At 51.5% G+C, this 22,994-nt stretch carries 21 protein-coding genes; 12 read left to right on the top strand and 9 right to left on the bottom strand.

The genetic code is table 11. The features are described 5' to 3' along the window. Window positions 1–127: 127 nt before the first annotated feature. Window positions 128–985: a LysR substrate-binding domain-containing protein gene (locus tag AC0IWZ_RS08965; protein ID WP_471677551.1), complete on the bottom strand. Its 858-nt coding sequence runs from the start codon at window positions 983–985 to the stop codon at window positions 128–130. Window positions 986–1,107: 122 nt separating this feature from the next. Here AC0IWZ_RS08965 and AC0IWZ_RS08970 point away from each other — a divergent pair, with 122 nt between their 5' ends. The 3 genes from AC0IWZ_RS08970 (at window position 1,108) to AC0IWZ_RS08980 (ending at window position 4,954) form a co-directional block, all read left to right on the top strand. Continuing rightward, window positions 1,108–2,277, top strand: a complete 1,170-nt coding sequence (locus AC0IWZ_RS08970; RefSeq protein WP_471677550.1) for a methionine aminotransferase — start codon at window positions 1,108–1,110, stop codon at window positions 2,275–2,277. 12 nt (window positions 2,278–2,289) lie between these two features. Next, the gene (locus AC0IWZ_RS08975; protein ID WP_034495128.1) at window positions 2,290–3,066 is read left to right on the top strand and encodes a transporter substrate-binding domain-containing protein; all 777 of its coding nucleotides are present in this window, start codon (window positions 2,290–2,292) and stop codon (window positions 3,064–3,066) included. A gap of 232 nt (window positions 3,067–3,298) precedes the next feature. After that, window positions 3,299–4,954 carry a glucan biosynthesis protein D gene (locus AC0IWZ_RS08980; RefSeq protein WP_471677549.1) on the top strand — a complete coding sequence of 552 codons (1,656 nt, stop codon included), beginning with the start codon at window positions 3,299–3,301 and terminating at the stop codon, window positions 4,952–4,954. Window positions 4,955–5,092: 138 nt separating this feature from the next. On the opposite strand, the gene hpxO is transcribed toward AC0IWZ_RS08980, so the two are convergent. Continuing rightward, window positions 5,093–6,250, bottom strand: a complete 1,158-nt coding sequence (gene hpxO, locus AC0IWZ_RS08985; RefSeq protein ID WP_471677548.1) for an FAD-dependent urate hydroxylase HpxO — start codon at window positions 6,248–6,250, stop codon at window positions 5,093–5,095. Window positions 6,251–6,445: 195 nt separating this feature from the next. On the opposite strand from hpxO, the gene rimL reads away from it, so the two are divergent. Further along, window positions 6,446–7,000: a 50S ribosomal protein L7/L12-serine acetyltransferase gene (rimL, locus tag AC0IWZ_RS08990; RefSeq protein ID WP_471677547.1), complete on the top strand. Its 555-nt coding sequence runs from the start codon at window positions 6,446–6,448 to the stop codon at window positions 6,998–7,000. A gap of 6 nt (window positions 7,001–7,006) precedes the next feature. Here the strand turns inward: rimL and ydcK are convergent, their stop codons facing one another. Then, window positions 7,007–7,936 carry a YdcK family protein gene (gene ydcK / locus AC0IWZ_RS08995; RefSeq protein WP_471677546.1) on the bottom strand — a complete coding sequence of 310 codons (930 nt, stop codon included), beginning with the start codon at window positions 7,934–7,936 and terminating at the stop codon, window positions 7,007–7,009. Window positions 7,937–8,048: 112 nt separating this feature from the next. On the opposite strand from ydcK, the gene tehA reads away from it, so the two are divergent. Together tehA and tehB are read left to right on the top strand one after the other, a co-directional pair. Continuing rightward, window positions 8,049–9,038, top strand: a complete 990-nt coding sequence (tehA, locus tag AC0IWZ_RS09000; RefSeq protein WP_410372543.1) for a dicarboxylate transporter/tellurite-resistance protein TehA — start codon at window positions 8,049–8,051, stop codon at window positions 9,036–9,038. A gap of 1 nt (window position 9,039) precedes the next feature. Further along, entirely contained in the window at window positions 9,040–9,627 is a 588-nt protein-coding gene (gene tehB / locus AC0IWZ_RS09005; protein ID WP_425591294.1) for a tellurite resistance methyltransferase TehB, read from the top strand. On the opposite strand, the gene AC0IWZ_RS09010 is transcribed toward tehB, so the two are convergent. Further along, a complete protein-coding gene (locus tag AC0IWZ_RS09010) occupies window positions 9,624–10,016 on the bottom strand; it encodes a VOC family protein (protein ID WP_410372541.1) in 393 nt (130 codons plus the stop codon). The two genes, tehB and AC0IWZ_RS09010, sit on opposite strands and share 4 nt — an antisense overlap. Before the next feature lie 200 nt (window positions 10,017–10,216). Here AC0IWZ_RS09010 and AC0IWZ_RS09015 point away from each other — a divergent pair, with 200 nt between their 5' ends. After that, window positions 10,217–10,885, top strand: a complete 669-nt coding sequence (locus AC0IWZ_RS09015) for a DUF3313 domain-containing protein (protein ID WP_410372540.1) — start codon at window positions 10,217–10,219, stop codon at window positions 10,883–10,885. 50 nt (window positions 10,886–10,935) lie between these two features. Here the strand turns inward: AC0IWZ_RS09015 and AC0IWZ_RS09020 are convergent, their stop codons facing one another. Further along, window positions 10,936–11,841 (bottom strand): DMT family transporter, encoded by a 906-nt coding sequence (locus AC0IWZ_RS09020; RefSeq protein WP_471677545.1) that lies wholly within the window; start codon window positions 11,839–11,841, stop codon window positions 10,936–10,938. Between the two features lie 178 nt (window positions 11,842–12,019). Between AC0IWZ_RS09020 and AC0IWZ_RS09025 the strand changes: the two genes are divergently transcribed. Beyond that, on the top strand, window positions 12,020–12,892 hold the full coding sequence (locus AC0IWZ_RS09025; RefSeq protein ID WP_471677544.1) for an AraC family transcriptional regulator: 873 nt from the start codon (window positions 12,020–12,022) through the stop codon (window positions 12,890–12,892). Here AC0IWZ_RS09025 and AC0IWZ_RS09030 read toward each other — a convergent pair. Further along, complete coding sequence (locus tag AC0IWZ_RS09030) at window positions 12,872–14,038, bottom strand: benzoate/H(+) symporter BenE family transporter (RefSeq protein WP_471679070.1); 1,167 nt, start codon at window positions 14,036–14,038, stop codon at window positions 12,872–12,874. The genes AC0IWZ_RS09025 and AC0IWZ_RS09030 overlap by 21 nt on opposite strands. 52 nt (window positions 14,039–14,090) lie before the next feature. Beyond that, window positions 14,091–16,037 carry a putative bifunctional diguanylate cyclase/phosphodiesterase gene (locus AC0IWZ_RS09035; RefSeq protein ID WP_471677543.1) on the bottom strand — a complete coding sequence of 649 codons (1,947 nt, stop codon included), beginning with the start codon at window positions 16,035–16,037 and terminating at the stop codon, window positions 14,091–14,093. Window positions 16,038–16,282: 245 nt separating this feature from the next. Here AC0IWZ_RS09035 and AC0IWZ_RS09040 point away from each other — a divergent pair, with 245 nt between their 5' ends. Next, complete coding sequence (locus tag AC0IWZ_RS09040) at window positions 16,283–18,244, top strand: peptidase U32 family protein (protein ID WP_471677542.1); 1,962 nt, start codon at window positions 16,283–16,285, stop codon at window positions 18,242–18,244. Window positions 18,245–18,284: 40 nt separating this feature from the next. Here the strand turns inward: AC0IWZ_RS09040 and AC0IWZ_RS09045 are convergent, their stop codons facing one another. Next, a complete protein-coding gene (locus AC0IWZ_RS09045; RefSeq protein ID WP_471677541.1) occupies window positions 18,285–19,151 on the bottom strand; it encodes a LysR family transcriptional regulator in 867 nt (288 codons plus the stop codon). A 102-nt stretch (window positions 19,152–19,253) separates the two neighbouring features. Between AC0IWZ_RS09045 and AC0IWZ_RS09050 the strand changes: the two genes are divergently transcribed. The 3 genes from AC0IWZ_RS09050 (at window position 19,254) to AC0IWZ_RS09060 (ending at window position 22,135) form a co-directional block, all read left to right on the top strand. Then, complete coding sequence (locus tag AC0IWZ_RS09050; RefSeq protein ID WP_034495154.1) at window positions 19,254–19,682, top strand: multidrug/biocide efflux PACE transporter; 429 nt, start codon at window positions 19,254–19,256, stop codon at window positions 19,680–19,682. Window positions 19,683–19,788: 106 nt separating this feature from the next. Further along, window positions 19,789–21,189 (top strand): aldehyde dehydrogenase family protein, encoded by a 1,401-nt coding sequence (locus AC0IWZ_RS09055; RefSeq protein ID WP_471677540.1) that lies wholly within the window; start codon window positions 19,789–19,791, stop codon window positions 21,187–21,189. Between the two features lies 1 nt (window position 21,190). Continuing rightward, on the top strand, window positions 21,191–22,135 hold the full coding sequence (locus tag AC0IWZ_RS09060; protein ID WP_471677539.1) for an AraC family transcriptional regulator: 945 nt from the start codon (window positions 21,191–21,193) through the stop codon (window positions 22,133–22,135). Here AC0IWZ_RS09060 and tam read toward each other — a convergent pair. Beyond that, window positions 22,125–22,886: a trans-aconitate 2-methyltransferase gene (tam, locus tag AC0IWZ_RS09065; protein ID WP_471677538.1), complete on the bottom strand. Its 762-nt coding sequence runs from the start codon at window positions 22,884–22,886 to the stop codon at window positions 22,125–22,127. The two genes, AC0IWZ_RS09060 and tam, sit on opposite strands and share 11 nt — an antisense overlap. Between the last annotated feature and the right edge of the window lie 108 nt (window positions 22,887–22,994).

The following is a 22,994-nucleotide window of genomic DNA, read 5'->3' on the forward strand; positions in this document are numbered from 1 at the left end:
GTTTTGGGGTTCAGTACAGCGTTCTCTCCTTGACACGTTCACCGTGCACTGGAATTTATGGGATCGAATAACGTTCTGGTGAACGGAAAATCACCACGTCGATATAGATAGATCGCTTAACTGCCAGCTAACTTACCGCCAATAACCCCCGCTTAAACGCCTCAAGCTCTGCGCCATTCTCACAGCCAGGCCGCAGCGCCAGACAATAACACGCCCCCGTCTTCACGCTGCCCACGAACGGCTGCACCAACCTTCCACGATGCAAATCCTCCGCCACCAGCGTGGCATCGGCAATCGCAATGCCAAAACCCTGAATGGCGGCGCTGATGGCTAAGTCCATGGTGTCGAAGTGTTGATTTTTATTCATAACAGGCGGATGAGCTACATTCTGCGCAAACCATAGCGACCAGTCGGTGCGATCGCGCGTCGGGTGCAGGAAGGTATAACGGCTTAGATCCTCAGGCGTTAATGCGTTTTCAGGCAATAAATGCTGGCTTATCACCGGCGTAAGGCGCTCCTCAAACAGCAATGTGCCGCTGGCGGAAGGCTTACCAAAAGTAATCGCCGCATCAAAGGGTTCGTTATTAAAGTTCACGCCATGTTCCACCGTCGTGGTCAATGCCACCTGGATATCCGGCGACACGCTTTCCAGTTGCACCAGTTTAGGCACCAGCCAGCGCATGGCGCAGGTTGGCGCTTTCAGGCGGATAACGCTTGGCTTGTGAGCGGCATCGCTCGCCACATTCAGCAGATGCTCGAACGCTTGCTGTAACTCAGGGAGCAGGGCGCTACCTTGCGGCGTAAGATGCAACCCCCTGGCATGGCGGTCAAACAGGGAAAAACCCAGCCACTCTTCAAGGGTGGAAATTTTACGGCTCACGGCACCTTGTGTCAGGCAGAGTTCCTTCGCCGCGCGAGTGAGATTGAGATGTTTGGCCGTCACCAGGAAAGCATCAACCGTATTAAGGGGAAAATTGCGCCGCATGTCTGGTTACTCTCCGCTGAGCCATGAATTTTTTGCATGGCTATTATGACAACAATTCGGTTGTGGTCGCAACCTGTTACAGTTTGAATAGTTATGCAAATCGCGCATTCACAGGAGCGGCCATGACTATGCAAACCCCGGTGCAATTTCGTTCAAAATTACCGGATGTTGGAACCACCATCTTTACCGTTATCGGCCAACTCTCGGCGCAACATAACGCCATCAACCTTTCTCAGGGCGCGCCAAATTTTGCACCGGACCCCAAACTTATCGCCGGTGTGACCAAAGCGATGCAGGATAATCATAACCAATACGCATCGATGACCGGTTTCAGGCCGTTAAAAACGCTGATCGCAGAAAAGGTCGCCACGCTTTACGGTTCTCATTATGACGTTGACGATGAAATCTTAATTACCGCCAGCGCCAGCGAAGGGCTTTATTCGGCGATCAGCGGGTTAGTGCATCCGGGCGATGAAGTGATTTATTTCGAGCCATCGTTTGATAGCTACGCGCCAATTGTTCGCCTGCAAGGCGCGACACCCGTGGCGTTGAAACTGGCGCTGCCAGATTTCACCGTCGACTGGGATGAAGTGCGTGCTGCCATTACTCCGCGCACCCGCATGATTATCATCAACACGCCACACAACCCAAGCGGGCAGGTGTTCAGCGCCCACGATCTGGATATGCTGGCGGAACTGACGTGCAACACTGACATCATTATTCTTTCCGATGAAGTGTACGAACACATCGTGTTTGATGGCGAGCGCCATCACGGCATGGCGACGCATCCGGCGCTGGCCGAGCGCAGCGTGATTGTTTCGTCATTCGGCAAAACGTTCCACGTGACCGGCTGGCGCGTAGGTTACTGCCTGGCTCCGGCTGAACTGATGAATGAAATCTGCAAAGTGCATCAGTTCCTGATGTTCTCAGCGGATACACCGATGCAGTATGCGTTTGCTGAATATATGGCGAACCCGGAAACCTATTTATCGCTGGCGGCGTTTTACCAGCGCAAACGCGATTTAATGCAATCATTGCTGGTGGACTCACCGTTTAAACTGTTGCCAAGTGCTGGCTCATTCTTCCTGCTGGCGAAGTTCGATCATTTCAGTGATGAATCTGACAGTGAAATGGTGAAGCGTTTAATCACCCAATACGGCGTAGCGACGATTCCGCTCTCCGCGTTTTATACCGATGGGACAGACAACAAATTGATTCGTTTGTCATTTGCGAAAGATGAAGCTACGTTACGTGCGGGTGCTCAGGCACTTTGCCAGGTTAAGCCACGCTGATACGAGGTCATAATGAAAAAAGTTTATGCGTTAAGTTTGTTGGTTGGGATGTGCGCTTCTTTCGCGGTATCTGCGGCAAGCGAGTTGCGCTATGGCGTGGAAGCCGAGTATCCGCCATTTGAAAGCCGTAATTCGGCGGGCGAACTTGAAGGGTTTGATATCGATTTAGGCAACGCGATTTGTAAAGCGGCGAGCCTGAAATGCTCATGGGTCGAGACGTCGTTTGATGCGCTGATCCCAGGGCTGATGGCGAAGAAATTCGATGCGATTAACTCCGCCATGAACATCACCGAGCAGCGCCGTAAGAGCATTGATTTTACCCAGCCAATTTACCGTATTCCGTCACAACTGGTCGGGAAAGCGGACAGCGGTATGGAAGCCACTCCCACAGGGCTGAAAGGCAAAACCATCGGCGTTCTGCAAGGTTCCATTCAGGAAACTTATGCGAAAGAGCATTGGGAAAAACACGGTGTGACGGTGGTTTCTTACAAAGACCAAAATATGGCGTGGGGTGATTTGCTCAATGGCCGTATTGATGCCTCGCTGGTGATGTCGGCCGCAGGTCAGGCGGGCTTCCTGAGCAAGCCACAGGGCAAAGGTTTTGGTTTTATCGGCAAGCCGGTGAGCGACGATACAATTCTGGGAAGCGGTATCGGCTACGGTCTGCGTAAAGGCGATGAAGCCACCAAGAAACAGCTTGATGCGGCTATCGACAAAGTGCGTGCTGACGGCACGATTACTGCGCTTGCGAAGAAATATTTCCCGGGTATTGATGTCGCCGTCAAATAGGCAGACACCAAGCCGTTCTTAGGTCGGGTAAGCGTAGCGCCACCCGACAATGGGGTGGATGATGCATACGCTTATCCACCCTACAAACTCCCCCCTACAAATATTGCGTAAAGGTCTGTGTCTCTGATTGGTTTTTCAGTGATTTTTGTCTAGAGTGTGCGGTCTAGATTTTGCCGCTGTTCTGCCTCTCGTGGGGTGAAACACATCGACAATGAAGGACAATTTTTCAGGCATGAACCGCAGACGTTTTATCAAAGCCTCAATGGCTCTCGCCGCAGTCAGCGGCACTACTTCAATTGCCACGCTCTTCTCGCGCGCAGCCTATGCGAGCGAGTCTGAAATTGCCGATGGTCGCACCACTGAATTCGATTTCTCTGTGCTTCAGTCCATGGCTCATGACCTGTCGAAGCAACCGTGGGTTGGCAAACCGCGTCCGCTGCCGGATACGCTGGCAAACTTGACTCCACAGGCTTACAACGCGATTCAGTATGATGCTGAACACTCGCTGTGGAACAACATCGAAAACCGCCAACTTGACGTGCAGTTCTTCCACGTTGGCATGGGGTTCCGCCGCCGTGTACGCATGTTCTCCGTAGATGCAGCCAGCCATCAGGCGCGTGAAATTCACTTCCGCCCTGAGCTGTTCAACTATAACGATGCAGGCGTGGATACCAAACAGCTCGAAGGCCAGATCGATCTTGGCTTTGCGGGTTTTAAAGCGTTTAAAGCGCCAGAACTGGCGCGCCGTGACGTGGTTTCATTCCTCGGTGCGAGTTATTTCCGTGCGGTTGATAACACATACCAATATGGTCTGTCCGCACGTGGCCTTGCGGTAAACACTTATACCGATCAGCTCGAAGAGTTCCCGGACTTTACTTCGTTCTGGTTTGAAACGGCGAAAGCAGGCGACACCAAATTTGTGGTCTACGCTCTGCTCGACAGCGCCAGTGTCACCGGGGCATACAAATTTACTATCAATTGTGAAGCGCAGCGCGTGGTGATGGATGTCGATAATCACCTGTATGCGCGTGAAGATATTAAGCAATTGGGTATCGCCCCGATGACCAGTATGTTCGCCTGCGGCACCAATGAACGCCGCATGTGTGACACCATTCACCCGCAAATTCATGACTCCGATCGCCTGGCGATGTGGCGTGGTAACGGTGAGTGGGTGACGCGGCCGCTCAATAACCCGCAGAAGTTGCAGTACAACGCCTATACCGACAATAACCCGAAAGGTTTTGGTCTGCTGCAACTCGACCACGAGTTTGCTAATTATCAGGACATTATGGGCTGGTATAACAAGCGCCCAAGCCTGTGGGTGGAGCCGCTGAACAAGTGGGGCAAGGGCACCGTTGGCCTGATGGAAATCCCGACTACCGGCGAAACGCTCGATAATATCGTCTGCTTCTGGCAGCCGGAAAAATCAGTCAAAGCCGGTGACGAACTGGAATTTAAATACCGTTTGTACTGGAGCGGTTTGCCGCCAATCCAGTCGCCGCTGGCGCGTGTTTACGCCACGCGTACCGGCATGGGCAGCTTCCCGGAAGGTTGGGCGCCAGGCGAGCATTTCCCGGATAAATGGTCGCGCCGTTTCGCGATTGATTTCATCGGCGGGGATTTGAAAGCTGCGGCACCGAAAGGTATTGAGCCGGTGATTACCCTGTCTAACGGCGAAGCGCGTCAAATTGAAATTCTGTATGTCGAGCCATTCGACGGGTATCGCATTTTGTTCGACTGGTATCCAACGAACGACTCCACCGACCCGGTAGATATGCGCATGTTCCTGCGCTGCCAGGGTGATGCCATCAGTGAAACCTGGTTGTATCACTACTTCCCGCCAGCGCCGGATAAACGTAAGTACGTTGATGATCGTATTATGAAGTAAAAGCTGAAGCCCCGCATTCGCGGGGCTTGTCACGTGGTGGATGACGCTAACGCTTATCCCCCCTACAACTGCCGTTCGTGATTCGTAGGTCGGATAAGCGCAGCGTCATCCGACAACTAACATCTCCAACCTCAAAACCTACTCCAGCGGCCCGCCGAGAATGGTTTCCCGCATGCCGGAAAGCACACGCTCACCGGTTTCGCTTTTCAGCTCTTCATACCAACTGTGGGTGACGTTCATATCTTTGCCGTGAGTCACATCGCAGCGTTTACGGGCTTTAAGCACCAGATCTTTCACGCGATACGCCCGCTTTTCCTGGTAACGCAGCAGGGCATCTTCCACGCCTAATGAGTTGGTTTGCAGCGCCATCGCCAGCACCACGGCATCTTCCATGGCAGCGCATCCGCCCTGGCCGATATCCGGCGTGGTACTGTGGCCTGAGTCACCAAGTAGTGCAACACGTCCGCGCACCAGTTGCATAAATGGTTCAATATCATGAATTTCTATGCGATTGGTGGTGTCGGGGTTAATAGCAGAAATGAGTTTTTGAACCGGTTGTGCCCAGCCAGCAAAATAGCGCGTCAAATCGGCCTTCACCGTGGTGCGGTCTTCTGCCAGCCCTTTGTCTAACGGCACGTCAAAGAAGAAGTAAAAGCGATTCCCTGCTACCGGCATGAGCGAAACGCGTTTTCCTTCACCGACAAACGTTGTCCACTGATTCGCCGGAGCGATAGATTCGTCGATTTCGACCAGACCATTCCAGTTAACATATCCGGCATAACGGCGTTCGGTTTGATGGCCGAGGACGTAGGGGCGAATCACCGAATGAGTGCCATCGGCGGCAATCAACACATCGCCCTCGGCCACGTGGCCCCCTTCAAACCAGGCTCGCACGCCGCCGTCGAATTCTTCAATACGCGCCACACGCTGACCAAAGCGGATATCGGCACGCCCGTAAGTATCCATCAGCATGTCCTGCAATTCCGCGCGCGCCACCGGATAAGGGCGTTCGCCCACACTTTTGATTAACGGATCGAGACTGAAACGCGTCAACGTTTGGCCGTGAACAAATTCTTTGTAAGCCATATATTCCATAGGCCCGCCCAATTGCTGGAGTGGTTCTTTCATGCCAAGCCAGTTCAGGCATTTTACGCCATTGGGCCAAATTGAAATCGCCGCGCCAACAGGCTTAATTTCTTTTACTGCCTCATAGACTTCGGTCTCAATGCCACATCTTTTCAGGGCAATTGCCGCCGAGAGTCCACCAATGCCGCCGCCAATTATGATCGCTTTCATCTGAGTCTCCTTTGGGTTACAAAGATGTTAAGCAATATCCGTACCAGACCGCGAAGCCGCATGGCTGAACGGGCGTGGCAACGGTAGAATCGATTTGCGCAATGGTGGGGGGCATCAGTGGTGCAATGTGATTTTCTGCACCATTATTTTCCATGATGATAATGTTGTCAGGCGGAAGAACAGAGGAGCAAATGGGTGCGGGATTCAGATAACTGGCAGGATGAAGTGATTGAAGTGGATGACAATCTGACGCTGCATTCCATCCACGAACGTTACGCGGATGAACTTTTTGCCGTGGTGCAAAAGAATAAAGCCTGGTTACAGAAGGCGATGGACTGGCCGCAGTTTGTCGTATCCGTTGAGGATTCACGTAAGAACGCGCAGGGCAATTACATTCTGCATCATCGTGGTTACGCAAAAATGTTTCTGATAATGCGCGATAAGAAAATCATGGGAGTGATTTCATTTAACCAGATTGAGCCAACCAATAAGACGGCGTATATCGGTTACTGGTTGGATGAGAATGTTCTTGGGCAGGGAATAGTATCCCGTGCGTTAGAAGCGGTGATGCAGAAATATGCGCGTGAAGGTCTGGTGCGCCGTTTTGTTATCAAATGCATTGTGAGCAACACCGCCAGCAATCGGGTCGCGCAGCGTAATGGCTTTACGCTTGAGGGGCGACTGAAGCAAGCCGAGTTTCTTAATGGCGAATTTCACGATCAAAATATATATGGGCGGATAATCGAGTAGCCGCAATCAAAACACCCCGTAAAACGGCGAGCGCGTTACCCGTTGTTCGCCACTAATATCCTTAATACCGCGAATGTGAATCAGCTCGCCATCGAGTCCATCAACTGCCGCCTTATCGTAGATCTGCACATTATTCTCTATCAGCACGTTGCCGGTGATCCGTGCCTGGCCGTAGATTTGCACCTGGTTATCGAGCTGAATAGGGCCACCGATAAGCGTGGCGTCATCGAAAATATGCACCTGGTGTTTAAGCACGCAGTCGCCTTCGATGAGTGCGTTGCCGTACACCTGGGAAGAGTAGCGAATGGTAGGAATTTGATCGTCACCGCGCCCGGCAATAATCCGTGCATTATCAAAAACGCGAGCGCAGTCGCAAACCCAAATATTGTTTTCGTCGTTGCCTTCAAGAATGGCCTGTCCGAAAACTTCGGCGCGGTGCTCAATAAAAGCATTATTCACCCTGGCGTTGCCAAATATCTGGGCCTGGTGAACGACGCGGGATGCATTTACCGTGGCGTTGCCGTAAATTTGCAGCACCTGGTCGTTGTCGGCAGTAAGGCCACGCACGGCAATGATCTGGCTGCCATTCAGAATACGGGCGGCATCAAAAATACGGCATTCACCGCTAACCAGCGATTCTTTCACCACGCTTTTCCCGCTGATATGTGCCTGGTGGCAAAGCGTCGATTCCCCGTGAATTTGCGCATCATCACTCACGCTGGAGCCGCCATACACCACGCTGTCGCTGCCATAAATCCAACAGTTTCCACGCTGGCTGAGATTGTCTTCGCATTCAATCCAGCCGCCAGATTGCCCGGCTTTAACGTCGCTGAAATCGCAAAGCGCCACCACTTGCCAGAGTTTGACCTGTTGTTTTTTGCCATCGACCAGGTAGTCGTGCAGTCGCGAATCGCCCGTTAATTGATACTTTTTCATCGCTGTTTCCCAGAGTTTTCCCTCTTAAAACGTAGCAGATTAATCCCCAGGTAGCGTTCTGCGGCGCATTCGAATAAAATGCATCTAAAATACATTTTATAATTTAAACGAAATGAATAAATCAGTAACGCGCACCATGCTCAATCTCCCCGCAGGGTATTTTGGGATGGTGCTTGGAACCATAGGGATGGGTTTTGCGTGGCGTTATGCGGCCACGATTTGGTCGATATCTCCGCGCATCGGTGAGGCATTTGAGAGCCTGGCGATTGCCATCTGGGTTGCTCTGGCGCTGGCTTTTGTTGTGCGTGCGCTGAAATACCCGCAAACGGTTATTGATGAAATTCGCCATCCGCAAAAGGGCAGTTTTATCAGCCTGTTTCCGGCCACAACCCTGCTGGTTTCGATTGCCATTGCACCTTATTTTCGCCCGTTAGCCGTGGGGATGTTTGCCTTTGGCGCGGTGGTTCAATTGATTTACGCCGCCTGGCAGAGTGCCGGTTTATGGCGCGGCAACCATCCGCACGCCGACACCACCCCCGGTTTATATTTGCCGACGGTGGCCAATAACTTTATCAGTGCGATGGCGTGCGGGGCGTTGGGATATCACGACCTCGGGATTCTGTTTTTCGGCGCGGGCGTGTTCTCGTGGTTAAGTCTCGAACCGGCAATTTTGCATCGTTTGCGCAGCGCCGGAGAATTACCGCCGCCCGCGCGTACCGCGCTGGGTATTCAGCTTGCGCCCGCACTGGTCGCGTGTAATGCGTATCTTAGTGTCAACGGCGGGCAGCCTGATTTCTTTGCCAAAATGCTGTTTGGCTATGGCTTGTTGCAGCTGTTGTTTATGTTTCGCCTGATGCCCTGGTATTTGAAGCAGCCGTTTAATGCGTCGTTCTGGAGCTTCTCATTTGGTATTTCAGCCCTTGCTGGAACTGCGCTGCATCTCAGCCATGCCAGCAATGACGGGCTTTTTACCGCACTCGCGGTGCCGCTGTTTATCTTCACTAATTTCATTATTGGCCTGCTGCTTGCGCGCACGGTGATCCTGCTTTATCAGGGGAAGTTGCTGTTGCGAGTCGAACGGCCTGCAAAAAGGACAAATTAAGATGCTTTCTGAAAATTATTACACCGAGAAATATGGCTTAACGGCGACCCATTCTGATGTGGTCAATGCCGCAACGATTGTCCCGCCGGGTAAAACGTTAGATCTTGGCTGCGGGAGTGGGCGCAACAGCCTGTACTTGAATCAGAAAGGGTTTGATGTGACGGCGTGGGATAAAAACCCGATGAGCATCAGCAATCTGAATAAAATAATCGCAGCTGAAGGGCTGAAAAATATCGTCACTGATATTGTCGATCTGAATTCAATACATTTAGATGGTGAATATGATTTTATTCTTTCAACAGTTGTGATGATGTTTCTGGAGCGTAAAACCATTCCAGGGCTGATTGAAAATATGCAGCGTTGCACCAAGTTGGGCGGATACAATCTGATTGTCGCCGCCATGGATACCGAAGATTTCCCTTGTAATGTCGGATTTCCATTTGCTTTTACTGAAGGTGAATTACGCAATTATTATGCGGGCTGGGAGTTAATTAAATACAACGAAGATATCGGCCAATTGCATAAAACCGATGAGCAAGGGAACCGGATTAAATTACGCTTCGCCACAATGCTGGCGCGTAAAATTTAAGCGGGTGGCCAGGCGCGATTTTGTAACACAATGCGATAACCGTCGTTATCTATAAATGTGCATCCGGCGATATCCCAGTACGGATTAAAACTATTTATGGTCAAAAAACCTGCGTCAAGCATTTGCTGGCAGGTCTTTTGCCATTGGTTTTTCTCTGGATAATAAAGCACCAATAAGTCATCCGCCGTGGCGGCTGGTTCTACCGGGTGGCGATGGCAAACCGTGAACTCCAGGTGCCAGCTTGCATCCTCCAGGCCAAGCATCACGCCGCTAAAGCCGTCATGTTCACTAAATTCCCCGAGTTCTTTTAAGCCCAAACCCAGGCAGTACATCTCTTTGCTTTGAGCAAGATTCGTTACGGGTCGTGCAATCCGCAGATGAGGTGTCATGTCTGTCTCCGATGTGTAGCAATACTTAATATTAATTCATCTATCAATAAATAGTTAATGACTTGTTGATTATTCATCGAAACAAAATACACATCTAATATCCGAATTTTGGATAAGTAGCATTTTAACCTCATTTTTCCACAGGGTTTATTGTTATAACGCGCACGCTTACATGCAATCTACAGGGAGTCATAGTAATAATGCGCACTTCATTTTGTTTAAAAGCGGCTTGTCTGGCGGGAGTTTTAGCGCTAGCAGGTTGTGCTTCTTCTTTACCGGCGCCTGAAAAATATTCGGGCTTTTTAAAGGATTATTCCGGCTTGCAGGAAACTAAATCTAACTCGGGTAAAGATATCTTGCGTTGGATTGATCCTGCTTTCAAAGGCAGTAATTATGACAGCCTTGTTTTTAATCCAGTGACTTATTATCCAGAGCCAAAACCAAATACTCAGGTGGGGCAAAAAGTTCTGGATGGATTATTAAACTACACCAACACCCAGCTTAAAGCCGCCGCAGCAGCACGCAAGCCACTGGTGACAAAAGCAGGCCCACATAGCCTGATTTTCCGTGGCGCAATTACCGCAGTAGATTGTACTAAAGAAGGCCTGCAATTCTACGAAGTGGTGCCTATCGCACTGGTCGTAGCGGGAACGCAAGTCGCCACCGGGCACCGTACCATGGATACCAACCTCTATTTTGAGGCGGAGTTGATTGATGCGGCGACCAATAAAACGGTGATGCGCGTTGTGCGTAAAGGCGAGGGTAAAGACCTGAGCAATGAAAACACGCCAATGACGATTGATACGCTCAAGCAAGTGGTTGATGATCTCGCAACCGACGCGACGGTGTTCGATACCGAACAGAAATAGTGAAGATATCGTGAAATCACAAAGGGAGCCTGGCTCCCTTTTTTGTCAATTTATGCGGCGCGTTTACGCCACGGCAGAGTGGTCAACATCCCCGGTTTTGAGAACATCACCAGATTACCGAGCAAAATCATACACAGACCAATAACCGCATTGCTGTGCCAGACATAACCTTCATAAATCGTCGACAGACTCAGTGCCACTAGCGGGAACAGCAATGTGCTGTAAGCGGCCTGACTTGCCCCGATGCGCCCGACCAGCGTGAAGTACGCCCCAAAGGCAATGACCGAGCCGAAAATAGCCAGGTAGAACAGCGAGCCGAGATAACGCAGCGTGAACTCCGGCATAAACGAATCCCCACGAACCAAAGCCAGCACGCCCATAATAATGGTGCCGTAAAACATGGCGTAGGTATTGGTCGAAAGCGTTTCAAGCCCGCGTCGTTGGTGACGTGTGCTGATCATATTCCCGATGGAAAAGCCAAAGGTGCCAAGCGCGCTTAAGCCAATGCCCATTAATAAAGTCGGTGCCATCTGAGTGGCGACCAAATCGTGCCAGAAGAGGGCGATCACACCCGCAATACCGAGTACCGCTGCGGGCAGCAAATTTTTGCTCGGGCGCTGGCGGAAGAAAATCATGCTATTGATAGCGTTAAATAATACGGACATAGAAAAGATCACCGACTCAAGGCCTGAGCTGATGTACGCCGCCGCGTGATAAAAACAGAAGAAGTTAAAGCCGAAAACGCAGCCGCCTTGCAGCATACAAAACAGATGGTCACGCAGGCTGATACGGCGCAAACGCCCTAACGCCAAAAGCACCACCAGCATGACGACAGCGGCTACCGCAAAACGCCAGAAAATTGAAACCGGCACCGACACCACACCTTGCTGCATGTAAATCGCCAGCCAGGTCGTGCCCCAAATCACCACCACCGAAATATAAAGTAAAGCATTCATCTTGTTGTCTCCCAGAACGGATAGCGGGAGTATCCGCGAATAGGAGCGAGGATGATTTCACGTAGTTGCGGGACTTGCATATTCTTGCGGTTTTATTTACCCGGTAGTTTGTTAAAGGCTGGTAACAGGCACGCACACTACTTAAACTATTATTCCTGAATTCTGACGGTAGCCAACCATGACCCAGCCGTATCACGCATTTGAAAATCTTCGCCAGCACAACGCCGTGCTGGAAGATAATGTGCAGCTAGGTTCTGGCATTCAACTGTCGGCCTGGTCAAATAGCCTCGATCGCGTAACGCAATGCAGCAACCATCACACATTAAGTATGTATGTGAATGAAGGCTATGAAACCTATCAGAAAACCTCTTCGGGCTGGAAGAATGGCGGCGGCCCAGACCGTTTTTGCCTGATGCCAGAAGACAGCGAAACCACCTGGGATATTCGCAACCATTTTTCGTTTGTGCACCTGTATTGCACAGATGAACACTTGCGCAATATTGCCGAGCAGGTTTGGGATCGCAGCCCGGCGGCGATATCCCTTGATGAGAAAATCTTCAGCGAAGATCCGCGTATTACCCAGCTTTATCGCCATTTTCTGTTAAGCAGTGACTGGCAACAGCTGGCGAATCACTTGATGTTAAGCACTGCATCAACCTTATTGCTGACTCATATGGTGCAGAATTACAGCAATGTGCAGTGGCGTTTGCCGGATGTGCGCGGCGGGCTTGCGCCTGCGGTGTTGCGTAATATTCAGGCGTACATCGAGCAGCATCTTAGCGAGCCGTTAACGTTGAGCGAACTGGCGAAGGAGGCGGGGTTAAGCGAGTTTCATTTTGCGCGCATGTTTAAACAATCTACCCAACTCGCGCCCCATCAATATGTGATGCATCGCCGCATGTCACGGGCACAAACGCTGGTGAAGAACAGTTCGCTGTCACTGACGGATATCGCGATGGCCTGCGGGTTTAGCTCCGCAAGCCATTTTAGTAACCGATTTAAAACCACGATCGGCGTTACGCCCTCGCAGTTACGGTCGACGAATAAATGAGAATAACGCGTAGCAAACTCCACCCGCGACCAGTCCCCAAAATGCAGAGCCAATCCCCAGCAAACTCACACCCGAAGCGGTGACCAGAAACGTCACTATTGCCGCGTCACGCTCTCGCTCATGATTAAGCGCCTGATACAAACTCCCGGCGATAGTGCTCAATAATGCCAGGCCTGCCAGCGTATGAATATAGGCGACGGGCAATGCCGTCAGAAGAGTGGTGATCGAGCCGCCAAAAACCCCCGCCAGCAAATAAAACACGCCGGCAGCAGCGGCGGCAAGCCAGCGCTTTGAGGGATCAGGATGGGCTTCCGAACCCTGGCAAATTGCAGCGGTGATCGCAGCGATACAAATTGAAAATACCCCAAACGGCGCCAGCAGCAAGGCAGTCGCGGCAGTGACAACCATTAAGGGCGAAACCGGAACGTGATAACCCGACGCTTTTAACGTGGCGACACCGGGCGCATTTTGTGAGGCCATCGTCACCAGGAAAAAGGGGATGCCGATACCCAGCAGGCTGGAAAGCGAGAAGTGCGGAGCAGTAAATTCAGGCATCACAATAGCAACAGGCATATTGGTGCTTTGCAGATTCCCACTCAGCAGGCAAACCGCCAGGCCTACGACCATCGCCACTACCACCGCATATCGTGGCGCCCAGGTTTTCGCCAGCAGCCAGCCTACCAACATGCTGGCGCACAACAAAAAATTCCCCTGTAACGAGGTAAAAGCGTCCAGGCCGAAGCGCAGTAAAATACCGGCTAGCATGGCGGCAGAAAGCGTGGCGGGGATCAGGCGCATCAGGCGGGCAAACAAACCCGTTGCGCCACAAATCAGAATCAGAAATGAGGCGAAAATAAACACGCCGACGGCTTCATTCAGCGAATGCCCCGGCAGGCTGGTGGCAAGCAGTGCCGCACCGGGCGTTGACCAGGCGGTAAGAATCGGGGTGCGATACCAGAGTGTGAGCGCTAAAGTGCTGATTCCCATGGCGATGCCCAGCATCGTCAGCCAGCCTGCGATCTGCATAGTATTGGCACCCGCCGCTTCGGCTGCCTGCCAGATAATCGCCGCTGAACTGGCGTAACCCACTAATACCGCGACAAACCCTGCCAATACAGTCGGTAACGGAATCGAAATTAAGCGCATCATATTTTCCTTATTGTTGACGGCGAAACTATAGCATTACCCGGCTATAGATTTACAAACCGTTAACAACAGGATGTAGAGCATTCTCGAGATAAACCAGCGCATTCTGACGTTCGAGCGGTCGTGAAAAATAATAGCCCTGCATAAAGGGAATACCGCACTCTTCGAGCAACTGGCGTTGTTTCCCGGTCTCAACACCTTCAGCGATCACGCTAAAGTTGAGGCTGCGGGAAATATTCATCATGGCCTGGACAATGGAAAGACCTTTCAGCTCGATATTCTGAATAAATGAACGGTCGATTTTGATGTAATCAATATTCATATTCTGGATAACCGACAGGCTGGAATAACCGGTGCCGAAATCATCCACCGAGAATTTCACGCCGCGTTGCTGTAACTGGTTTACTTTCTGGTTGATCATCATTTGATCGGACTGAAATATAGATTCCGTCACTTCCAGATGCAGTAAATGGCCGGGTATCGCGTAGCGTTCAATCAGTCGGTTGACGTTATTCACAAATCCTTTGTCGTAGAATTGAATCAGCGAAATATTCACGCACATGCAAATTCCTGCATTGCGTTTATTCATTTGTGCCAGCGTTTTACAGGCTTCTTCTAATACCCAGTGCCCGGTCTGAACAATGCGCCCGCTTTGCTCCATTAAAGGAATGAACTCGACGGGAGAGATTTCCTGCTCCTGATAACGCCAGCGCATCAGGGCTTCAAAACTGACTACCTGGCCTCTGGTATCGACAATCGGCTGATACACCAGGCGAAATTCATGGCGGTCGAGGGCGCCTTTTAGCGCTTCACTCAGCATAATTTTACGGTGTAAATCGCGCTCGAGGCCGAGATTATAGAAAGCCACGCGTTCGGGATATTTGCCTTTTTGCGAATACATGGCGATATCTGCCAGCTGAATAAGCCGCGTGATGGAGCTTTCATGTTCCGGGCACACTGAAATACCGATAGTGGCATTCAGCGTGACGTTTTGTTCATCGACGCGGATAGGGCGTGAAAGGCTGGTGACGATTTTATCGGCCAGATCGCTGATGGCATCCGAGGATTTATCTTTAACCAGCAGGATAAATTCATCGCCGCCCCAGCGACAGATTAAATTTTCGCTATCAATAAATGTTTTCAACCTGTCGCTTAAGGCGACTAATACCCGGTCGCCCACATTGTGGCCCAGCGTATCGTTAATATTTTTAAAACCATCAAGGTCGATAAAGAAAATGGCGAAGCCGGCGTTTTTCTGGTTTTTAAACTCTTGTTCAACTACCTGTGCGGCTAATAAAAATGCGCTGCGGTTGTACAACCCGGTGAGTGAGTCTTTATTGGATATTTCGTAGACTTCCCGCGTTCGGACCCGAATGGTTTCTTCCATGCGTGACACCAGGTTTTTGTTTCGGTAGCGCAATAAAATGGCTTCTTTAATATATTTAGACGAGCGGGCGGAAGAGACAATCATGATGAGAGTGAAACACACGCCGAGGCCGCCGAGATTAATTTTATATTGCTCCGGTTGCATCAGCAGCAATATCGACATCGGCATCAGGATAATAATGTTGTAGAACGAGGCGAGCAGCAGATTCCCGGAAAGTATACTGGTTGCTCCGCCAGCCATTGCGGCAAGAATCACATTAGTGGTGCTTAATTCTTCAATAGAAAAATGCGGGTAAAAGATAACGGCATACAAACTCCACATTGCCGCACTCAATAAACAGCCGCAGGAAAAACGCATTAACCAGCTCTTGCTGGTTTTATTTTCTGCACTGCTTTTTAACCACATACGCGTATCAAAAACCCGGCTGACGAGGATTAAAGTCATCACCGCCCACCAGGCTAATTTGCAGTTGAAATTCTTCTCATCAATAAAGGTAAAGGCAAGAGCACTGGAAGCAACAAAGGTAATCAGAATGCCCGGTAATGAGTTGTTGTAGAGCAGTCTTACGCCTTCGGATTGGTAAAGCTTTGAGTGTTCGAGGTTTTTTTTCATTTCCGATCATCTTAACTGAGTCATTCAACAGGTGCTCAACATCAAGAACGCTAATGTGATTACATCATGTAATTATTTTTGCTGTAATTATAATTAAAAACTGCGCTACAGAGAAGATGGATTATCAGCGAACTCCGCGCAAGCGCAGCGGCAGGGCTGTTTTGGCGACGTTTGGGTATATGCTTACGCGTCCAATCTGACTACAATAGCCGCCTTTCACCCATAACACAGAAAACAGACCGACTATGCGCCTGCACGCCAATCATCTTGAATTACTCAGCCCCGCCCGTGATACCGCCATCGCCCGCGAAGCCATTTTGCATGGTGCGGATGCGGTTTACATTGGTGGCCCTGGTTTTGGCGCTCGCCATAATGCCGGTAACAGTCTACAGGATCTCGCAGAACTGGTGCCGTTTGCTCACCGTTATGGGGCGAAGATTTTCGTTACGCTTAACACCATTTTGCATGACAACGAACTCGAACCCGCGCGTCGAATGATTCACGACCTTTATCAGATTGGCGTCGATGCGCTGATTGTGCAGGATATGGGCGTGCTGGAAATGGATCTGCCGCCGATTGAGCTGCACGCCAGCACCCAGTGCGACATTCGCAGTGCAGAAAAAGCAAAATTCCTGTCCGATGCGGGTTTCTCGCAAATCGTTTTGGCACGTGAGTTGAACCTCAACCAAATCCGCGCAATCCATGAAAATATTGATGCGACGATTGAGTTCTTCATTCATGGTGCGCTCTGCGTGGCGTATTCCGGGCAATGTAATATTTCTCACGCCCAGACCGGACGTAGCGCAAACCGGGGTGATTGCTCCCAGGCTTGCCGCTTGCCGTACACGCTTAAAGACGATCAAGGCCGCGTCGTGGCTTATGAAAAACACCTGCTGTCGATGAAAGATAACGATCAGAGTGCCAACCTGGCGGCACTGGTCGATGCGGGCGTGCGCTCCTTCAAGATTGAAGGGCGCTACAAAGATATGAGCTATGTGAAAAACATCACCTCTTATTATCGCCAGCTACTGGATGAGTTAATGGAGCAGCGCACCGATCTGGTTCGTGCTTCTTCCGGCGTGACCTCGCACTTCTTTATCCCTTCGCCGGATAAAACCTTCCACCGTGGCAGCACCGACTACTTCGTTAACGAGCGCAAAATTGATATCGGCGCGTTTGATTCCCCGAAATTTATCGGCCTGCCAGTGGGCGAAGTGCTGAAAGTCGGCAAAGATTTTCTGGATGTGAATGTCACCGATACGCTGACCAACGGCGATGGGCTGAATGTCCTTATCAAGCGTGATATCGTCGGTTTTCGCGCCAATACCGTAGAAAAAACCGGTAAAAATCAGTATCGCGTCTGGCCTAATGAAATGCCGGACACGCTGAAAAATGTGCGTCCAAACCATCCGCTGAACCGTAACCTCGACCACAACTGGCAACAAGCGTTAACCAAAACCTCTAGTGAGCGCCGGATTCGCGTCGATATGGAACTCGGTGGCTGGGAAGAGCAACTGGTGTTGACCGCCACGTGCGAAGACGGTGTTAGCGTGACGAAAACGCTGGAAGGGCAGTTTGAAGTGGCGAACAACCCGGAAAAAGCCTACTCGAGCCTGCGCGATAGCCTGGCGAAACTGGGGCAGACGATGTATCAGGCCCGTAAAGTTGACCTGAATTTGCCTGCGCCATTGTTCGTGCCGAACAGCCAACTCAACCAACTGCGCCGTGAAGTGATTGATGCGCTGACGGATGCCCGTCTTGAGCAATATCAGCGTGGTAGCCGCAAACCAGTGAGCGTGCCGGCACCGGTTTATCCAGAAGAACACCTCACGTTCCTGGCAAACGTCTACAACCACAAGGCGCGTGAATTTTATCAGCGTTATGGCGTGAAACTGATTGATGCCGCTTATGAAGCGCATGAAGAGAAGGGCGAAGTGCCGGTGATGATCACCAAACACTGCCTGCGTTTTGCGTTTAACTTGTGCCCGAAACAGGCAAAAGGTTCGGTGAAAAGCTGGAAAGCGACACCGATGCAACTGGTGCATCAGGATGAAGTATTAACGCTGAAATTCGACTGCCGTCCGTGTGAAATGCACGTGATTGGCAAGATGAAGAATCACATCCTGAAAATGCCGTTGCCGGGCAGCGATATTGTTGCGTCCATTAGCCCCGACGAATTATTGAAGACGATGCCGAAGCGCAAGTAATTTTTGATTGTCGGATGGCGCAGCGTCATCCGACACCTCTTCAAGGATTCTGCGCCCGTAACTGGTCAATCATCCAGCGCCCTGCGGGGCCAGGCGGCGTTTTGTTCGACCACAACACATCCACGTCAATACGCTGCGGCCAGCCCGCAACGGGCAACTCCTGCAAAACATCGTGACCAAATTGCTCCACCAACCAACGTGGCAAAATTCCCCAGCCAAAACCTTGCTCCGCCATCTCCAGCAGCATCAGCAATGACGGTGACGACCACGTCGGGCCGCCGCTTTTATTGCGCGTCGGATCGGTAAAGGTGCTCAAACTGAGTTGACGCACGGTTTGCAAGGTGTCCATCTCGACGGCAGGCAAGCGGGCTAACTCATGCTGGTGGTGAATATAAATCGCCATTTCCGCCCCGACCTGCAAACGTGCCACCGTCACATCTACCGGGTAACGAGGCTGCACGCGCAACACGCCAACATGGGCGCGACCAATCTGAATCAGGTCGATAACGTCTTCATCTTCTGCAATCAAACACTCAAATTCGATATCCGGAAAACGTTGCGAAAACCGCTGGAGAATCGACTCGTGATGCGAAGTTTGCCACACATCAGACAGCACAAAACTCAGGCGCGGCTCGACATTTCCCGCCAGGCGCACTGAGACTTCATTCAGCCTCTCGCTTGCCGCCATAATCGACTGGATGTACGGCAAAATGTGTTTCCCCTGGTCGGTCAAAACCGGCTGGCGACTCTGGCGGTCAAACAGCGTCACTCCCAAATCGGCTTCCAGATTGGCAATGGCGCTGCTTATCGTTGACTGGCTTTTCTTCAGTTTGCGCGCCGCCGCAGAAAACGATCCGGTTTCTACCGCCTGCACAAAGGCTTCGAGGGATTCGGGGGAGTAATTCATGATGTATCGGTTTTTTAGATGGCTAATCACTTAATTCTATCAGGAATTACGATAATAATACGCCGCATAGCCATATTGCTTGATTTATCTGGAGTGAGTTTTATGCAGTCTCAAAAAAGAACCTTTTCCGAACGCATCGTACATGCAGTGGGTTTCGAAGTTATCGCCATTGCGATTTGTGCGCCGCTGGCGGCGTGGATCCTGAACAAACCCTTATTCCAGATGGGCGCGCTGGCGATCATGCTGTCTACCGTCGCCATGGTATGGAACATGATTTATAACGCCGGGTTTGATAAGTTTTTCCCGGTCGGCCAAAAGCGTCGCCTGCCGCTGCGCATCGCGCACTCGCTGGGTTTTGAAGGGGGCTTTATTTTGATTGGCCTGCCGCTGGCCGCATGGATGCTCAACATTTCATTGCTACAGGCGTTTATGGTCGAGATTGGCTTCTTCCTATTCTTCCTGCCGTATAGCGTGATTTACAACTGGGCGTACGACACCTTGCGTGCACGTTGGGTGTCCGCTTCGGCTTAAGTAGATTAGATATTTGCAGGATTGTGCAATCATCCGACAGCATTGCGCTACAGAGAAATTCGCCTCCAGGTGACACTAAGTCGGTCAAACACACCTGGAGCGCAACATGAAAACTATCAATAAAATCTATATCAACGGCCAGTTTGTTACCCCTCATGGGGAAGAGATCATCGACCTTATCAATCCCGCTAACGAAACTAAAATCGCACAGGTTCAACTGGCCGATGTGGACGATACGCGTCGTGCAATTGCGGCGGCAAAAGCAGCGTTCCCGGCGATGCGCCTGTCAACACGTGAACAGCGTATGGCGTGGCTGCAACAGCTGCACGACGCAGTGAAATCCCGCGAAGCCGAACTTATCGACACCATGGTTGAAGAGTATGGTTGCCCGCGTTTCTTTGCCGAAAGCACCGTTCAACGCTCTTATACCGGCTTTTTGCAGATGCGCGATATTCTCGCCGATTACGCCTTTGAAACCCGCGTCGGCGGCGCAAACGTGGTGATGGAACCGCTTGGCGTTGTCGGCCTTATCACGCCATGGAACGCTAACTATGGTTTTATTGCGGGCAAACTCTCAACGGTCATCGCCTCCGGTTCTACAGCGGTGATTAAGCCCAGCGAACTGAGCGCTCAACAAACGGCAATTATCACCGAATGCCTGCACGCGGCGGGTCTGCCGGATGGGGTGATTAACATTGTGACCGGGCGCGGTGACGTCGTCGGGGCAGAAATTACCCGCCACCCGGACATCGCTAAAATTTCGTTTACCGGTTCGACTCAGGTCGGCAAAACCATTGCTCGCGGCGCTGTGGATACCTTAAAACGCGTCACGCTGGAGTTGGGCGGGAAGTCAGCCAATGTACTGCTCGATGATGTCGATCTGGAGCAAGCGATTCCGCTCGCGTTGCAGGTGATGTCGTGGAACAGCGGCCAGGCCTGTATCGCAGGCACCCGTTTACTGGTGCCTGAAAGCCGACTCGAAGCGGTAAAGGAACAACTGCGCAAACACATTTCACACCTGACACCAGGCGAAAACATCGGGACATCCGTCACCGCCCAGCAGTATCAACGCGTGCAGGATTACATCCGCAAAGGCATCGAAGAAGGGGCGGAATTACTGTGTGGTGGATTGGGTCGCCCGCAAGGTTTCGATCGCGGTTACTATGTGAAACCGACTGTTTTTGTTAATGTTCGCAACGAGATGACTATCGCCCAACAAGAGATTTTTGGCCCGGTCTTATCAGTGATAACTTACAAAGATGATGCCGACGCCGTGGCTATCGCCAACGATACGATTTACGGTTTGCAGGCTTACGTGAGCGGGAAAGATGCGGCGCGAACGGCGGCGGTGGCGAACCAATTGATTGCCGGGCGCGTCTTCGTAAATGGTGTTTATGACGAGCCGAACGCGCCCTTTGGCGGCTTTAAGCAATCAGGGTTGGGGCGCGAGTTTGGCACTTACGGGTTGGAAGGGTATCTTGAGCCAAAAGCCATCATGGGGCAGTGATATGCCAGAAGAAGCAAATATTCAGCGGCCTGAGGGCCACATTTTAACGGAACTATGCCAGCGCGTGGCGGCACATTATCAGCGCAGAGGCACAATGGATCGTGATTTTGTGACGGCGTTGCCGTGGCTGAGTTTTGTGCGCATGCCTGAACCGACGGTGCTTAATCGCGGCATGTTGCAACCCTCGATGTGCATCGTGTTGCAAGGGCGCAAAAAGATGTTGATTGGTGACAACGTCACGGAGTATGGGCCAGGGAGTTATTCGCTGGCCGCCGTGGATATGCCGGTTTCCGGGCAGGTCACACAAGCCAGTGAATCCGCGCCCTACTATGGCGTGCGCATCGATCTGGACAGCAAAGAAATTGCCGACCTTATTGTCTCGTTGCAAATCACCCTGCCTGAAAAACAGCATGAAGCCGCCCATGCGGGGGCCTGGGTGACGCAATCCGACGAAGCGTTACAGGAGGCCTTTTTGCGCCTGGTTAAACTGCTGGATACGCCAGATGACCTGCCGGTTTTATCAAAACTCATCAAACAGGAAATACTCTATCGCCTGGTGACTGCCCCCGCCGGGTCAGCATTCTGGAAACAGACGCTGGCGTGGACGCAAGGTAAAGGTGTCGGTGAAGCGCTGGCGTGGATTAAGCGCCATTTCGCCGAACCGCTGAAAATTGATGAGCTGGCAAAACGCGTGGGGATGAGTTCATCGAGCCTGCATCACCGCTTTAAGGCACTGACGGTGATGAGTCCGTTGCAGTATCAAAAGCAGATCCGGCTACTCGAAGCGCGGCGATTGCTACTGAGCGGTAGCCTGGATGTGGCGAACGTCGCCTGGCTTGTAGGGTACGAATCGCCGTCACAGTTTAATCGCGAATATCGCCGTTTCTTCGGCGCAGCCCCTTTGCAGGATGTGGAAACGCTGCGCCAGATGGGCGTTACGCTTTAGTTTTACGCGCCACAATAAACATACGCGGGAACAGCATCAGCACATTTCCGTCGTGTTGCCGCGGATAGGCCTGCTGCAAAAGCGTGTGATAACGAGCCAGAAAAGCCTGCTGCTGGATGTCATCGAGTTTCGCGAGATAAGGGCGCAGGCCGGTAGAACTGAGCCATTCAATAATGGCCTGGGCAGACGGCATCACGTGGAAATAGGTGGTGCGCCAGATATCTACCGTACAACCCGCCTGTGCCAACAAATCGTAATACTGCTGCGCGGGGAGTAATTCCTCACGCCCCGAGTCGGGCTGACCCAATTCAAAAGCGACCTGGCGCATTAATGTGTGCGTCGGTTCCTGCCAGTTGTCCGGCATTTGTACCGCTAACACACCGCCTTCAGCCAATTGCGCCGCGAGATGTGGAAAGAGCGACGGATGATCCCCCAGCCATTGCAAAGACGCATTCGCGTAAATCACATCCTGTTTCACCGTGGGTTGCCAGTGGGCGATATCGGCGCTTTCAAACTGGCAATCTGGTAATGCCGCGCGGGCTTTATCCAGCATCGCCGGAGAGTTATCGACCCCCGTCACGCTTGAATGTGGGAAGGCTTTGCGCAGTAACGCAGTGCTGTTCCCAGGGCCGCAGCCTAAATCAGAAATGTGTTGCGCGGTAGGGTGTTGGATACGGGCGGCTAACTCGGCTGCCGGGCGGGTGCGCTCTGCTTCAAACTGCAAATAAAGGGCGGGGTTCCAGTCTCGCATGGGCTTCTCCTGAGGCTAAAATTGCATTGAGCGACGTGATGAATTAGGAAATTGTATATCTCCTGGATTACACCAAACTGTTGTAACGTAGTCGATCAAATCAGGTAA

The sequence above is a fragment of the Buttiauxella sp. AC142 genome (assembly GCF_979253435.1).